This window comes from Candidatus Blochmannia vicinus, from assembly GCA_030020825.1.
In the GTDB taxonomy this organism is placed as follows: Bacteria; Pseudomonadota; Gammaproteobacteria; order Enterobacterales; family Enterobacteriaceae; genus Blochmanniella; species Blochmanniella vicinus_A.
Window position 1 is genome coordinate 302,535 of sequence record CP125213.1, and the last position, 15,165, is coordinate 317,699.

Genomic DNA, 15,165 nt, shown 5'->3' on the forward strand with positions numbered 1-15,165 from the left:
TTTATTACCATATCTTCAAAGTAATTAACCCAAATAAAACCAATACCAATGATATGATCCAAAATCGCACTATAAGTCGAGGTTCTGGACAACCTTTTAATTCAAAATGATGATGAATCGGTGTCATTTTAAATATTCGTTTTCCAGATAATTTGAAATAACTTATTTGTAAGATCACAGATATGGTTTCTATTACAAATACACCACCCATAATTAATAATAAACATTCTTGATGTAATAATACTGAAATTATTCCCAACGTACCTCCAAGTGATAAAGAACCTACATCACCCATAAATATTTGGGCTGGATAAGTATTAAACCACAAAAATCCAATACCAGATCCAATAATGGCAGCGCATATAATTATTAATTCTCCAGAAAGATCGAGGTAGGGAATATGTAAATAATGAGAAAAGTATATATCACTAGTTATAGATGCGACTACAGCTAACCCGACTGTAATTAATATTATAGGCATGATAGCTAATCCATCTAATCCATCAGATAAATTAACTGAATTACTTGTTCCAACAACGACAAAATACGCTAATACAATATACCAAACACCTAATTGTGGCATAAAATTTTTAAAAAATGGCACTACTAATTGTGTAGACATAATGTTGTGGTCTAACGAAAACATAATAATAATCAATGTTAATGCGATTAATGATTGCCAAAAATATTTGTGTAATGCGCTTAAACCGGCAGTACTTTTTCTTTTTATTTTTAAAAGATCATCAATTAATCCTAATGCCCCATATGTTATTAATATAAATAATACGTACCATATATACAAATTAGATAAATCGGCCCATATTATTATCGCTATAAAAATAGACAGAAGTATTATGATTCCACCCATAGTAGGTGTACCTTGCTTTTGAATATGTGCTTCTGGTCCATTCTCACGTACTATTTGAAAAAAACGTAAATTATGAAATCGCTTGATTATATAAGAACCTATCCCTAAAGAAATAAATAATGCTGATAACAAACTAGCAATAACCCTAAAGTTTAAATGACAAATAATATTAAAATTAGAGGAATATAATCCTAATATATCCTTTATCAACCAAAATAACATTTTTTTTCATCCTTGATAGCATGTATTATTTTCTCCATTTTAAAAACACGAGATCCTTTTACTAACACACTAACTGATGTATAGCTGGACAACATTTGTTTAATGTACATAATTAACTTATGTTTACTTCTAAAATGTTCTCCTTTCCTACACATTTTAGAAATAAAATAACTGGCACTACCTATAGTAAGAATTTTATTTATATTTGTTGTTGCAATTAATTTCCCAATATAAGAATGATATTTGATTTCTTTATATTTTCCTAATTCTGACATATCACTAACTACCAATATGCGATAACCTGGCATTGTGGTTAATACGTGAATCGCAGATATCATAGAACCAACATTAGAATTATAAGTATCATCTAATAATAACTTATCTTTACCTAAAATAATTGGAAATAACCTACCAGGTAACGGTTTTATATTTTCCAATCCAGCAACTACTTCTGATAATCCTGCGCCTACAGAAAATGCAAGAGCACTAGCAGCTAAAGCATTAGATACATTATGTCTGCCTAACATTGATAGAAATACTGGAGAGGTCCCATATGGACTATGCAAAAAAAACCGCATTCCATTTTTTTCAGAAATAATATTACTTGCAAAAAAATCCACACCAACATTAGTATACGAAGAAAAATTCCATATAGATTTTCCTTGTAATACTTTACGCCATAAATACAAAGCATGGCTATCGGCATTTATAATACCTTTTCCATGTGAATCTAATTCAGAAAAAATCTTCCCTTTTTCTTTTTTTATTTTAGTTAACGATCCAAATCCTAGTAAATGTGATGGGTAAATATTATTTACTAAAGCTGAATTAGCAGCAACAATCTTGCTTAGTTGCATCAGTTCTCCTGAATGATTTGAACCTAATTCAATAATTGCAAAATTGTTTTGTTTAGTTAAACGTAATAAAGTAATTGGAACTCCAACTGTATTATTAAAGTTACCTTGTGTTGCTACTGTATGTCCACAATTTTTTAGTATAGATGCAGTCATTTCTTTTACTGATGTTTTACCACTAGACCCAGTTATGGCAACAACCTTCGCTGATACTTGTTGACGTACCCAATGTGCTAATATTAGTAAAGCATAACGAGTATTAGGTACGATTAATTGAGGAACATCTAAAAACATATAACTATTTACTAATAATGCTTTAGCGCCAGAAGCAATTGCTTGAGCGGCAAAATCATGACCATCAAAACATTTACCTATCAATGCTACAAACATACATTGTTTGTAAATAATATTTGAATTAATGGTAACTGAATGAACAATCAAATCTATTCCAACATGTTTTGCATTTAAAATTGGCGCTATTTCATGAAGACTAAACGGAATCATAATAAATTATTTTTTAAAAAATTTTTTACTATATCTTGATCAGAATGATATATGTGATTATTTCCTATAATTTGAAATTTTTCATGGCCTTTTCCAGAAATCAATATTATATCTTCTGAACACGCTTGAGAAATAACAGTTTGTATAGCATTACAACGATTTTTAATAATTTTAAAAAATTTTTTTGAATCTGATACACCTATACCACACATAATATCATTTATGATTGATTGTGGCTCTTCAGTACGTGGGTTATCATTAGTAATAATGATGCAATCAGAAAATTTTTTTGCAACATAACCCATTAAAGCACGTTTGCTTGGATCTCGATCGCCTCCACAACCAAAAACACACCACAATTGTCCATAACAATGCCGTCTAATTGAAATCAGCGCTTTTTTTAATGCATCAGGAGTATGTGCATAATCTACAATAATTGTAGGATATCCATAGGAACGAAATACCTCCATCCTACCAACTATAGGTCGTAATTGAGATGATGTATGTACTAACAACGACAAAGGATATCCCAATACCAATAATGTACCTAAAGCCAATAATAAATTATTAACATTAAATTCTCCTAATAATTTACTATGAATTACCCCTCTTCCCCAACTTGAATCAAAAATAATGTCTGTACAATACAAATAATAATTTACTTTAATCACAGATATCCATTTACCTTTCCAAAAAAACGGTAAATTTCCTGTTATGGTTACTGCAACCGCTTTTGGCAAATAATACAACCATTGATAACCAACCAAATCATCAGCATTGATGACATATTTCTCTGCATTTAATTCGTTAAATAATCTCCATTTAGACATTGAATATTGTTCCATGTTGCCATGATAATCTAAATGGTCATGACTTAAATTAGTAAATATAGCAACTTTAAAATATAAAGCATCTACACGATATTGAGATAATCCATGTGATGATATTTCCATAGCAACAAATACGATCTTATCTTGAATAAATTGAGCCAATATTTTTTGAGTATCAATAGCGGAACAAGTTGTATTGTCGGATAAAGAGATACTATCTAATGTCCCGTTACCTAACGTACCCATCACAGCACTTTTTTCTCCTAACAATTGAACCCAATTAGCTAATAAATGTGTAACAGTAGTTTTCCCATTCGTGCCAGTTACACCAATTAAGTTCAAAAAACGCGATGGATGATTATAAAAGATTCCTGCTATATCAGATAAATTCTGTGATAAATGATTTACATAAATTACAGGTATTTCATTTTTATTACAACTATATTTTTTATATATTGTTGTATTATTCCAAGATTCCAATAAAACTGCTATAGCTCCTTTTTTGATTGCATAATCAATATATAATCTTCCGTCAGTCCTACAACCTTTAACTGCTACAAACAAGTTTCCTAAAACAACATCACGACTATCCAATTGTATTCCTGTTAATATGGGACTATCAGAATTATTAGAAACACATGGTAGAAGAAATTTATATAAATTATGTAATTCATGCATATAATTTTTTATTAAAAAGATTATAGTATTTCTTTTAAATTATTGTAAAAAATCTGGTGCAATGTTCATTATTTTTAATGTATTATTCATAACTGTACGAAACACTGGTGCAGATACCATACTTCCATAATAATGACCATTTTTAGGATCATTTATGACTACTGCTAAAGCAAATCTAGGATTACTCGCTGGAGCTACTCCAGCAGCACATGCAATATATTTATTAATATATTTTCCACATGACCCTACTGTCTTAATAGTACCAGTTTTTACTGCAACCCGATATCCTTTAATCGTTTCATTATAACTACTACCTGGTAGTAACGATATACTTTCCATCATATCTAAAACAGCACGTACTAACGGTTTTGGAAAAACTCGATGCCCTAATGTCGAAGGAGAGTCAACTCTTATAATAGAAAGTGGTTTAGACACTCCCATTCCACCAATAGTAGCATAAACTTTAGCCAATTGTAACGGAGTAATCATTAAGCCATATCCATAAGAAAACGCAGCTCGTTCTATGTCTGACCAACATTTATCGTATGGATATACTCCGCTACTTTCTCCTATTAATCCTATATTGGTCGCTTTACCCATTCCAAAATTTAAATATGTATTTACTAAAGCTGCTGTAGGCATGGATAGCGCTAATTTAGAAACACCAACATTACTTGATTTTTGCAATATTTCCTTAATAGTTAATTTATCACGATATATTACATCCTTGACTTGATGCCCATTAATCATATAAGGAGATGTATTAACAATAGTGCTTGTTGTTATTATGTTGTGTTTTAATGCAGCCATAATCACAATAGGTTTTACTGTAGAACCTGGCTCAAATGCATCAGTAATAGCGCGATTACGCATAACGGATTTATTAGTAATAGATAAATTATTTGGATTATATGATGGACTATTCGTCATAGCCAAAATTTCTCCGGTATTAATATCTATTAAAACTATGCTGCCGGACTCTGCTTTGTTTATATGTACAGCATTTTTTAATTCATGATATGCTAAATATTGTAGACGTTCATCGATACTTAAAACAATATTTTGAGAAGCTTGACCATCTTCTACAGTAGTTTCCTCAATTGTTCTACCAAATCTATCTTTTCGTATTACTTTTGTTCCAGATTGACCGGATAACCAAGTATTAAAGCTTTTTTCTATACCTTCAATACCTTGACTATCTATATCTGTTACTCCTATTAAATGAGCAGTTGTACAGCCGGCAGGATAATATCGTTTTGATTCTTGTTGTAGATATACTCCTGGTAATTTTAGCTGACTAATACACTGAGCAACATAAGGATCTATTTGTCGCGCTAAATAAATAAAGCGCCCCGTAGCATGATTATTAATAAGAGATGATAATTTACTCAATGAAATATTTAATATTTTAGATAACGCTGTCCAACGACAAAGATTAGAAGAGATACCACCATTCATATTGATTTCATGAGGGTCTACCCAAACAGAATCAGCCGGTATACTAATTGCTAGCAATTGACCCATTCTATCAGTAATAATACCCCGAGTGAATGAGATATGTTGCACACGCAATGAACGCATGTTGCCCTCATTAATTAACTTATTAGAATAAATAATTTGTAAATAAGTTAATCTTAATAGTAAAATAATTAATATAAAAAAAATACAACTGTATAATAAATTAAAACGTTTACCGATTAAAATTATTTGTAAATTATAAGGTTTAAACTTCATATAGAATATACTAGATCATCATATGATGATCTATAATATTAAATAAGTAATTTTTATATATCAGCATACATTTATTAAGTCAGTGGAACATATTATTTTGTGTTGGATCTACATAATGCATTTTTAGTTTATTTATAGCAATACGTTCAATACGGCTATGGTCAGATAATATTTTTTCTTCAAGGATTAAATTTCTCCATTCAATGTCTAAAACATCTTTTTCCAAAATAATTTTTTCGCGATCCATAATCATTAATCTAGTATTATAAGTTACTAAAATCACCAACATTGCTGACACTAACACTAAAAACAATAAAAGTAATTGCTGTTTACCATAAAAATATAAATCATTATAAATAATATTAATAAGGCTATATTGTTTTTTTTTCATTATATTTAAATAATTAATTTTTCAGCACAACGTAATATCGCGCTGCGAGCACATATATTTCTTTTAATTTCATTTTTTGAAGGCATTAATTTTCCCATATCTTTTAGTTTATATTTACTTTTATATTTACTGAATATTTGATAATCTGTTAATGGAATTTTAGGAGGTATTGGTAGAAGACAACTATGATTACGAATAAAATGTTTTACTAAGCGATCTTCTAAAGAATTAAAACTAATTACTACTAATCTTCCTCGTGTGGAAAGCATCCCTAATGAATCTTCTAATACTTGCATTATTTCTTCTAATTCATTATTAATATACATCCTAATTGCTAAAAAGCTTTTAGTTGCAGGATGCTTATGTATGTTGCGATATGGAACGATACTGCATATCAATTTAGATAAAATAATGGAACGTACAATAGGTTTATATCGTCTTGTAGATACAATAACTTTAGCAATAATTTTAGCAAATCTCTCTTCTCCGAAAGTTTTTAGTACCCAAACAATGTTTTCCAATGAAGCTTTCGATAACCACTCAGCGGCAGATTGTCCACTACTAATATCCATACGCATGTCTAAAGGACCATCTCTCATGAACGAGAACCCTCTGTTGTCATCATTCAATTGAAACGCACTCATCCCTAAGTCTAATAGAATTCCATCCACCGATCCAGTAAGGCCCATATTTTGAATATGTCTGTGTATTTTGGAAAATGTACTATGTATGATTGTAAATCTACTGTCTTGTTCAGCAATTTTTTTTCCAATTTTGATAGCTGACCAATCTCTATCAATAGCTAACAAACGGCCTTTTTTAGTTAATTTAGATAAAATTAACCTAGAATGACCTCCTGAACCAAATGTTCCATCAACGTATATTCCTGTTGAACTAATATTTAATGCTTGTATCGCTTCTTCTAACAATACACTTTTATGATCGTAGTTAATATGAAATATGCACATAACAGTCAAAATACAAACACGTCACATATGTATACTTAAATTTTAATAAATATCAAGAATCTGGCATAATAAAAACTATTAAACATGCAATATTCTATGCTTCATTGTACTTAGTGTCTATAAAAATATTTAATAATTGTAATATATTCTTATGCCCTATGTTTACGGTATGAAAATATACCTATTATTATTTTAAAAATGTGCAGAACACATTATCATTATAAATGGAAATAATACAAAAAATTATCTCTGAAACATTATAATATTACTATTATAATATTCTGTTTCTGCAGTATTAGTAGTTGACAAGTAATATTCAATAGACTTAAAATGAGTTTAATGTAATAAATTATTATTTGAATCTGATATTGTTAGTTATAGTGTATATATGATTATAAAATATCATGTATATATTTGTTTTTAACATTCATGAGACATGGATAATCTATGAGTCAACAAGTCATTATTTTTGATACAACTTTACGAGACGGGGAACAATCTTTACAGGCAAGTTTGAATGTAAAGGAAAAATTACAAATTGCTTTTGCTTTAGAACGTTTGGGAGTAGATATTATGGAAGTTGGATTCCCAATATCTTCTCCGGGAGACTTTGAATCAGTACGTACAATAGCTAAACAAATAAAAAATAGTTTAGTATGTGCCTTAGCTAGATGTGTTGAAAAAGATATTGATATTGCGGCAGAAGCATTAAGAGTTGCTAAAAATTTTCGTATTCATATATTTTTGCCTACCTCAGCTGTACATATTCAATCTAAATTAAATAAAAATTTTAATCAAATTATAGAAATGACTATTCATGCAATACATTATGCAAGAAAATACACGGATGATATAGAATTTTCTTGCGAAGATGCTGGACGTACTACTATAGACAATTTGTGTCGTATTGTTGAAATTGCTATTCAATCTGGAGCAAGTACTATTAATATTCCTGATACAGTAGGGTATACAACTCCATATCACTTTGGCCAAATTATTGATTCTCTATATAATCGTGTTCCTGGCATTGACAAAGCTATTATTTCAGTGCATTGTCATGATGATTTAGGTATGGCAGTGGGTAATGCCATTTCAGCTATACAAGCAGGAGCCCGGCAAATTGAAGGTACTATAAATGGTATTGGTGAACGAGCAGGAAATGCTGCGCTAGAAGAAGTAATTATGGCTATTAAAGTACGAGAGGATTTATTAAATGTACATACTAATATTCGTTTTCAAGAAATTTATAGGACTAGTCAAGTAATTAGTCAATTATGTAATATGCCTATTCCAGCCAATAAAGCAATAGTTGGCTCGAATGCTTTTTCTCATTCTTCAGGCATTCATCAGGATGGTATATTAAAAAATAGAAGAAATTATGAAATTATGACTCCAGAAAGTATTGGTTTAAAAGATATTAAATTAAATCTTACATCTCGGTCTGGAAGGGCGGCGGTAAAATATCATATGCAGTCTATGGGTTATCAAGAAAGTGATTATGACATGGATAAGTTATATGATGTTTTTTTAGAATTAGCAGATAAAAAAGGACAAGTGTTTGATTATGATCTAGAAGCTTTAGCATTTATTAATAATCAACAAGAACAATCAGAATTCTTCAGATTAAAGTGCTTCGATGTACATTCTAGTTCTTCTGGTATTGCTACCGCTTTAGTAAAATTATATTGTGGAAAAAATATATGTGCTTATTCAGCAACTGGAAATGGACCAATAGATGCGATTTATGAAGCATTAACGCGTATTACAAAGTTGTCTATGAATTTAGAGAAATATCAACTTAATGCAAAAGGGCATGGTCGCAATGCATTAGGGCAAGTAGATATTGTTGTATCGTATGAAGGCCGTAATTTTCATGGAGTTGGATTAGATACAGATGTAATAGAATCTTCAGTTAAAGCTATGATCCATGTTTTAAACAACATTTGGCGTGCAAAACAAGTAATAATTCAACGAAAATACTTACAAAAAGATAGTCACTAATAATTTTATAAACCTAAATGTCTATGAATATTAATTATCGAATCGCAATATTACCAGGGGATGGTATTGGACCAGAAATTACAAAACAAGTGTATAAGGTTTTAAATGTAATCAGGAAAAAGTTTCAAGTCAATATTGTTACTACAGAACATAAGGTAGGAGGAGATGCAATTAATAGTGAAGGCACTCCTTTGCCTGATAGTACTTTAAAACATTGTGAACAATCAGATGCAATACTGCTCGGAGCAGTGGGAGGGCCACAGTGGGCGCATTTAAAAGGATCAGATGGACCGGAACAAGGTGCTTTATTAGCTTTACGAAAACATTTTAATTTATTTGCTAATTTAAGACCTATATATCTTTCTGCTACGTTGAAGGAGTTATCTCCTTTAAATATAAAAATCATTTCAGATGGAATAGATATGATATGTGTACGTGAATTAATTGGAGGTATTTATTTTAGCAAACCACAAGGGCGTTCAGGCGTAGGTTCGCATGAATATGCTTTTGATACTACCATTTATCATCGATTTGAAATAGAACGCATTGCTAATATTGCTTTTAAATTAGCTCAAATGAGACGTAAGCATGTATCTTCTATCGATAAAGCTAATGTATTGCATACTTCTATGTTATGGAGAGAAGTAGTATCACAGGTTGCAAAAAATTATCCAGATGTTGAATTGGAACATTTATACGTTGATAACGCTAGTATGCAATTAATTAAAAATCCGTCTAGATTTGATATTATTTTATGTTCAAATTTATTTGGTGATATTTTATCTGATGAATGCGCCATGATAAGTGGATCAATTGGTACACTGCCTTCTGCTAGTATTAATGAGTGTGACTTTGGTTTGTATGAACCCGCTGGAGGATCTGCTCCAGATATTGCAGGTAAAAATATTGCTAATCCTATTGCGCATATTCTTTCTACTGCATTGTTATTTAGATATAGTTTAAAATTAAATCATATTGCAATTGCAATCGAAAAAGCGGTTTCTCAAGCACTAACGTTAGGATATCGAACGTTTGATATTGCATCAGAATACAACAAAAGTATAAGCACTAATGCAATGGGCGATATCATAGCTTCTTTAATTAAAAAATAAAAGAGAAAAATAATATGGGAAAATCCTTATACCAAAAATTATATGATATGCATATCGTATATGAAAATAAAGATGACGTTCCAATATTATATATTGATCGACATTTGTTACATGAAGTTACATCTCCACAAGCTTTTGAAGCACTGCGTTTAAAAAAACGTCTGGTTAGACAACCAGATAAAACATTTGCTACTATGGATCATAATGTTCCTACTACAACAAAAAATATTAATACTTCTGGAAATATGGCTAAAGCACAACTAGACAGATTGGCTAAAAATTGCAAAGATTTTGGAATTAAATTATTTGATTTGGATCATCCTTATCAAGGAATAGTTCATGTACTAGCTCCAGAGCAAGGAATTACATTACCTGGTATGACTATTGTATGTGGAGATTCTCATACTGCTACTCATGGAGCTTTTGGTGCGTTAGCATTTGGAATAGGAACCTCAGAGATAGAACATGTGTTAGCGACACAAACTTTAAAACAAATTCGATACAAATCTATGCAAGTGAATTTATTGGGTGTTATTGCTCCTCAGATTACAGCTAAAGATATAATTCTAGCAATTATTGGAAAAATTGGACATGGAGGAGGATCCGGTCATGTGGTAGAATTTTGTGGGTCTGTTATTAGTTGTTTAACTATGGAAGAACGTATGACTCTTTGCAATATGGCCATTGAAATGGGCGCAACTTCTGCTTTAATAGCACCAGATAAAACTACTTACAATTATTTAAAAAATCGTAAATTTTCTCCAACCGGAAAAGAATGGGAACAAGCATTGTTATATTGGAAAACATTATATTCTGACCATGATGCCTATTTTGATAAAACATTTAATTTTGATGTATCTAATGTTAAACCACAAATAACTTGGGGAACTAATCCTAGTCAAGTAATCTCTATTGATCAACCGATCCCATCTTTAGAGTCTTTTATAGATCCTATAGAGCGTAATTCTGCTGAACGAGCTTTAACTTATATGAAACTCCAGCCTAATACTTATTTAACAGATATTTCTATCGATAAAGTATTTATAGGATCGTGCACTAACTCACGTATTGAAGATTTGCGTTCAGCAGCACAAATCATTAAGGGACGTCGGATTTCCGATAGCACACAAGCAATAGTAGTACCTGGATCTAAATCAGTGAAAAAACAAGCAGAAAAAGAAGGATTGGATAAGATCTTTATACAAGCAGGATTTGAGTGGCGGTTACCTGGTTGTTCTATGTGTTTAGCTATGAATAATGATAGACTTAATATAGGCGAGCGTTGTGCTTCTACTAGTAATCGTAATTTCGAAGGGCGACAAGGGCGCGGGAGTCGTACTCATTTAGTAAGCCCAGCAATGGCAGCAGCGGCTGCCATTGCTGGGCATTTTGTAGATATCCGAAAATAAAACAATGTAAGGATGTGTATATATGTCTCAGTTTATTCAGCATACTGGTGTAGTTTTACCGCTCGACATTGCTGACGTCGACACTGATAACATAATTCCGAAACAATTTTTACAAACTATTACTCGTGTCAATTTTGGACTATACTTATTCTTCAATTGGCGCTTTCTTGAAAATACACCTAAAGTTTTAAATCCAAATTTTGTACTAAATAAACCATGTTATAAAAATGCTAGCATTTTACTAAGCCAAAGAAACTTTGGATGTGGGTCATCTCGTGAACATGCAGTATGGGCGCTTATAGATTATGGATTCAGAGTCATTATAGCACCAAGTTTTGCAGATATCTTTCATAAAAATAGTTTTAACAACCGATTATTACTTATAACCTTATCAGAACTACAAGTAAATGATTTATTTAAGGAAATTTCAATACAAAAACAAGGTATGTCTTTGATTATAAATTTATATGAACAAACCATTTATACACATGATAACAGAAAAAAATATTTATTTAAAATAAATGATTTTTATAGAAATTGCATGCTGAATGATATAGATGATATTAATTTGACTTTACAATATGATGTTGCTATTAAGAAATATGAAGACAATCAGCCATCATATTTAAAATAAAAACTTGAACAAAATACAACATATTATAGTATTTATTTATATAAATTAAAATAGAAATAAATATTAAAAATTACCTAAAATACATAATCCTTAATTATTATAATTGTTTATTTTGTATATTGTCGAATTAACAATCAATTTAACTGAATATATAGATATAATGGGTCAATTATTGAAAATAAATACAATTAAAGAAACATGATTTAATATACATAATCAAAAAATATACAAAAAATAACTGCTATAATTTAGTGTTATTCTAATAGACACATGTTAACATTTTTCTATATGGGAAAAGATAACACATCTTTATTACATACGAAACATAAAAGCAATATTGGAATATATAAATAAAAATTATATTTTCTAATTTAGAAATTCTTATGCACAGCACATATTATTTATAAAATCTATAATAAAATATTTCAATAACATTATTTAATTAATGCGAAGTACGTATCTAATAATAGTTAGATACTATATATATAAATTATTTTTGACTTAATCAAAAATTCCGTCTGTTTGATAAAATATGCATCACAATAGTTTGGTTAATAGAATTAGGTTTTTTTTTAAAAAAATTTTCGTTAATTTGATTTTTTTTATATTCTATACTCAATCTTGTTTTTTAGTCTGTGCATCTGATTGCACACAATTTCCTATGATCAGAAATTTCATTTCTGTTAATCAACCTATCTATATTCAATCTGACGAATTATACATCTACTATTATCCTAAAAAAATTCAGTTTTCTGGACATGTTAGTATTAAACAAAATAATCATATCTTAATGTCTGATAAATTAGTAATATCACATAATGAAAAAAATAAAGGATTATATAATACTTTATATGCCTATGGTCATGTAAAGTATAATAGCGATTATGTTATGTTAACAGGCACTCATGCTTGGATGAATTTTTATAATAAAAATATAGACATTCATAAAGGCACATATTGTTTATTAGAACCACATATTTATGGTGTAGCAAATTCTATTATGCAACGAGGCAAAAATCGTTATACCATCGTTAAACAAGGAAAGTGCACTTCTTGTATTCTGAATGATAATTATTGGAATATAACAGGATCAGAAATGATATATGATCATCATAAACGCAAAATAGATATTTGGAATGCATGTCTTAAAATAAAAAAAATACCAATATTTTATACCCCTTATTTATCATTATCTTTAAGACAAAATAACATTTTAGGGCACTATATACCTAGTATTAGATATAGTAATAAACAAGGGTTAGGATTTAAAATACCTTGTCCTATTAATTTTTCAAAATATTATTCAGGAAGTATTACTCCATGTTATACATCTAACTTAGGAGTAAAATTAGAAACAGAAATACGTTATTTAGTTAAACCAGGAACTGGATTATTAATTTTAGATATCATAGGAAATGAGAAAATACATAATGAAAAATTGGATAATAATCATTGTAATAGTAATTGGCAACTATATTGGAAACACAACGGCATCATGAACAAAAAATGGCATTTTTATTCTGATTATATCTTAACTACTAAAGATTTTAATAATTATATTGATGATATTAATGTACCAGCAAATATATGTTCTAATAACGACTATATGAATCAAAAAATTTTATGTAATTACAGCGATAAAAATTGGAATACTAGTTTTACTTACTTTGGTGTTACAAATATAAAAAAAACGACGAGCCAAAGTCATTATAACTATAGTGCAACCCCTCAATTGGAATTAAATACTTATTACAATAATATTAAAGATAAACCATTTAATTTAAAATTATTCAGTCAATTAACTCAATTTATACCTGTAAATTACAATTTTCCAAAAACAATCAGAATACATACAGAACCAACTTTAAGTTGGCCAATAAATAATTGCTGGGGAAGCTTTAATACTGAAGCAAAATTAAGAATGACACATTATCAGCAAAAAAATATTAATTACTATAATAAAACACGGTACATGGATTATTCTTTGCAAAAAACCGTCAATCGCCTTATTCCACAATTTAAAATCAATGGGAAAATGATTCTTAAAAAAAAAACATATGCTTCTAAAAAATATAGAAGTTTCTTAGAACCACAATTTCAATATTTATATATACCGTATCGTTTTCAAGAAAACATCGGTATATATGATACTAATATGATTCATATAGATCATAAAAATTTATTTCATGATTCTATCTACAGTGGATTAGATCGTATTTTACCTACTAATCAAATTACAGGAGATATAGCAATACGATGTTTTAAGAAAAAAAATGAATTTTTTTACGCGTCTATAGGTCAAATACTGAATTTGGCACAATTTAATACCAAGTGTCCAAGAATAACTAAATATAAATATTATGTGCCCAATATTAAGTTATTTTCTGGAACAAGTCGTTGGAATATTAATAATTATTGGAATACAAGCACTGAAATACAATATGATATGCAGTACCATACCTTATCTTTTGGAACCATAATTTTGGAGTATATAGGAAAAGACAATCAAATACTACAAACACATTATCGCTATGTCAACGAGAAATATCTTGAAAAAATATTACCAAAAATTAATGAATCAACTTATTGTAAAACGATTGCTCAATTAGGTATCCTCACTTGCTTTCCATTATTTAATAATTGGAAAATAAGTTGTTCACATTACCATAATATAAAAACTAATCAATTTATTGATCAAACAATAGGGATACAATATCATACCTCATGTTGGGGGATTAATATATCTTATGAACGAAAGATTATTGATTGGATCAATCAATCGAATCATCATATATACGATAATAAAATACGATTAGATGTTAAAATATATAATTCTGCATCAGATTTTAAACAACATCTGAATAAGATGTTAAATATCGGCATATTACCATATCAATATATCTCTTAATCTTATGTATCCGTAAGAGACTTGGAATTTATACTCACAATATTATTAAATT

The 15,165-nt window shown here is 29.4% G+C and carries 11 protein-coding genes; 5 read left to right on the forward strand and 6 right to left on the reverse strand.

Features of this window, described 5'->3' with window-relative positions; translation table 11 throughout:
* Positions 1-4: 4 nt before the first annotated feature.
* The 6 genes from mraY to rsmH all read right to left on the reverse strand — a co-directional run bounded on the left by mraY (position 5) and on the right by rsmH (position 7,049).
* Positions 5-1,090, reverse strand: coding sequence for a phospho-N-acetylmuramoyl-pentapeptide-transferase (gene mraY / locus QMA81_01335; GenBank protein ID WHL24956.1), 1,086 nt, complete (start codon positions 1,088-1,090; stop codon positions 5-7).
* Positions 1,075-2,448, reverse strand: a complete 1,374-nt coding sequence (gene murF / locus QMA81_01340; GenBank protein ID WHL24957.1) for a UDP-N-acetylmuramoyl-tripeptide--D-alanyl-D-alanine ligase — start codon at positions 2,446-2,448, stop codon at positions 1,075-1,077. The genes mraY and murF overlap by 16 nt, the downstream gene beginning before the upstream one ends.
* On the reverse strand, positions 2,445-3,956 hold the full coding sequence (murE, locus tag QMA81_01345) for a UDP-N-acetylmuramoyl-L-alanyl-D-glutamate--2,6-diaminopimelate ligase (GenBank protein WHL24958.1): 1,512 nt from the start codon (positions 3,954-3,956) through the stop codon (positions 2,445-2,447). Before murE ends, murF begins: the two co-directional genes overlap by 4 nt.
* A gap of 39 nt (positions 3,957-3,995) precedes the next feature.
* A complete protein-coding gene (gene ftsI / locus QMA81_01350) occupies positions 3,996-5,690 on the reverse strand; it encodes a peptidoglycan glycosyltransferase FtsI (GenBank protein WHL24959.1) in 1,695 nt (564 codons plus the stop codon).
* A gap of 79 nt (positions 5,691-5,769) precedes the next feature.
* The gene (gene ftsL / locus QMA81_01355) at positions 5,770-6,081 is read right to left on the reverse strand and encodes a cell division protein FtsL (GenBank protein WHL24960.1); all 312 of its coding nucleotides are present in this window, start codon (positions 6,079-6,081) and stop codon (positions 5,770-5,772) included.
* Positions 6,082-6,086: 5 nt separating this feature from the next.
* Positions 6,087-7,049 (reverse strand): 16S rRNA (cytosine(1402)-N(4))-methyltransferase RsmH, encoded by a 963-nt coding sequence (gene rsmH / locus QMA81_01360; GenBank protein ID WHL25302.1) that lies wholly within the window; start codon positions 7,047-7,049, stop codon positions 6,087-6,089.
* Between the two features lie 447 nt (positions 7,050-7,496).
* Between rsmH and leuA the strand changes: the two genes are divergently transcribed.
* The 5 genes from leuA to lptD all read left to right on the forward strand — a co-directional run bounded on the left by leuA (position 7,497) and on the right by lptD (position 15,113).
* A complete protein-coding gene (gene leuA / locus QMA81_01365) occupies positions 7,497-9,050 on the forward strand; it encodes a 2-isopropylmalate synthase (GenBank protein WHL24961.1) in 1,554 nt (517 codons plus the stop codon).
* A 23-nt stretch (positions 9,051-9,073) separates the two neighbouring features.
* Complete coding sequence (gene leuB, locus QMA81_01370) at positions 9,074-10,162, forward strand: 3-isopropylmalate dehydrogenase (GenBank protein WHL24962.1); 1,089 nt, start codon at positions 9,074-9,076, stop codon at positions 10,160-10,162.
* Between the two features lie 14 nt (positions 10,163-10,176).
* Positions 10,177-11,571, forward strand: a complete 1,395-nt coding sequence (gene leuC / locus QMA81_01375) for a 3-isopropylmalate dehydratase large subunit (protein WHL24963.1) — start codon at positions 10,177-10,179, stop codon at positions 11,569-11,571.
* Positions 11,572-11,593: 22 nt separating this feature from the next.
* Positions 11,594-12,205 carry a 3-isopropylmalate dehydratase small subunit gene (gene leuD / locus QMA81_01380; protein ID WHL24964.1) on the forward strand — a complete coding sequence of 204 codons (612 nt, stop codon included), beginning with the start codon at positions 11,594-11,596 and terminating at the stop codon, positions 12,203-12,205.
* Between the two features lie 661 nt (positions 12,206-12,866).
* Positions 12,867-15,113: an LPS assembly protein LptD gene (lptD, locus tag QMA81_01385; protein WHL24965.1), complete on the forward strand. Its 2,247-nt coding sequence runs from the start codon at positions 12,867-12,869 to the stop codon at positions 15,111-15,113.
* The last annotated feature ends 52 nt before the right edge of the window (positions 15,114-15,165 follow it).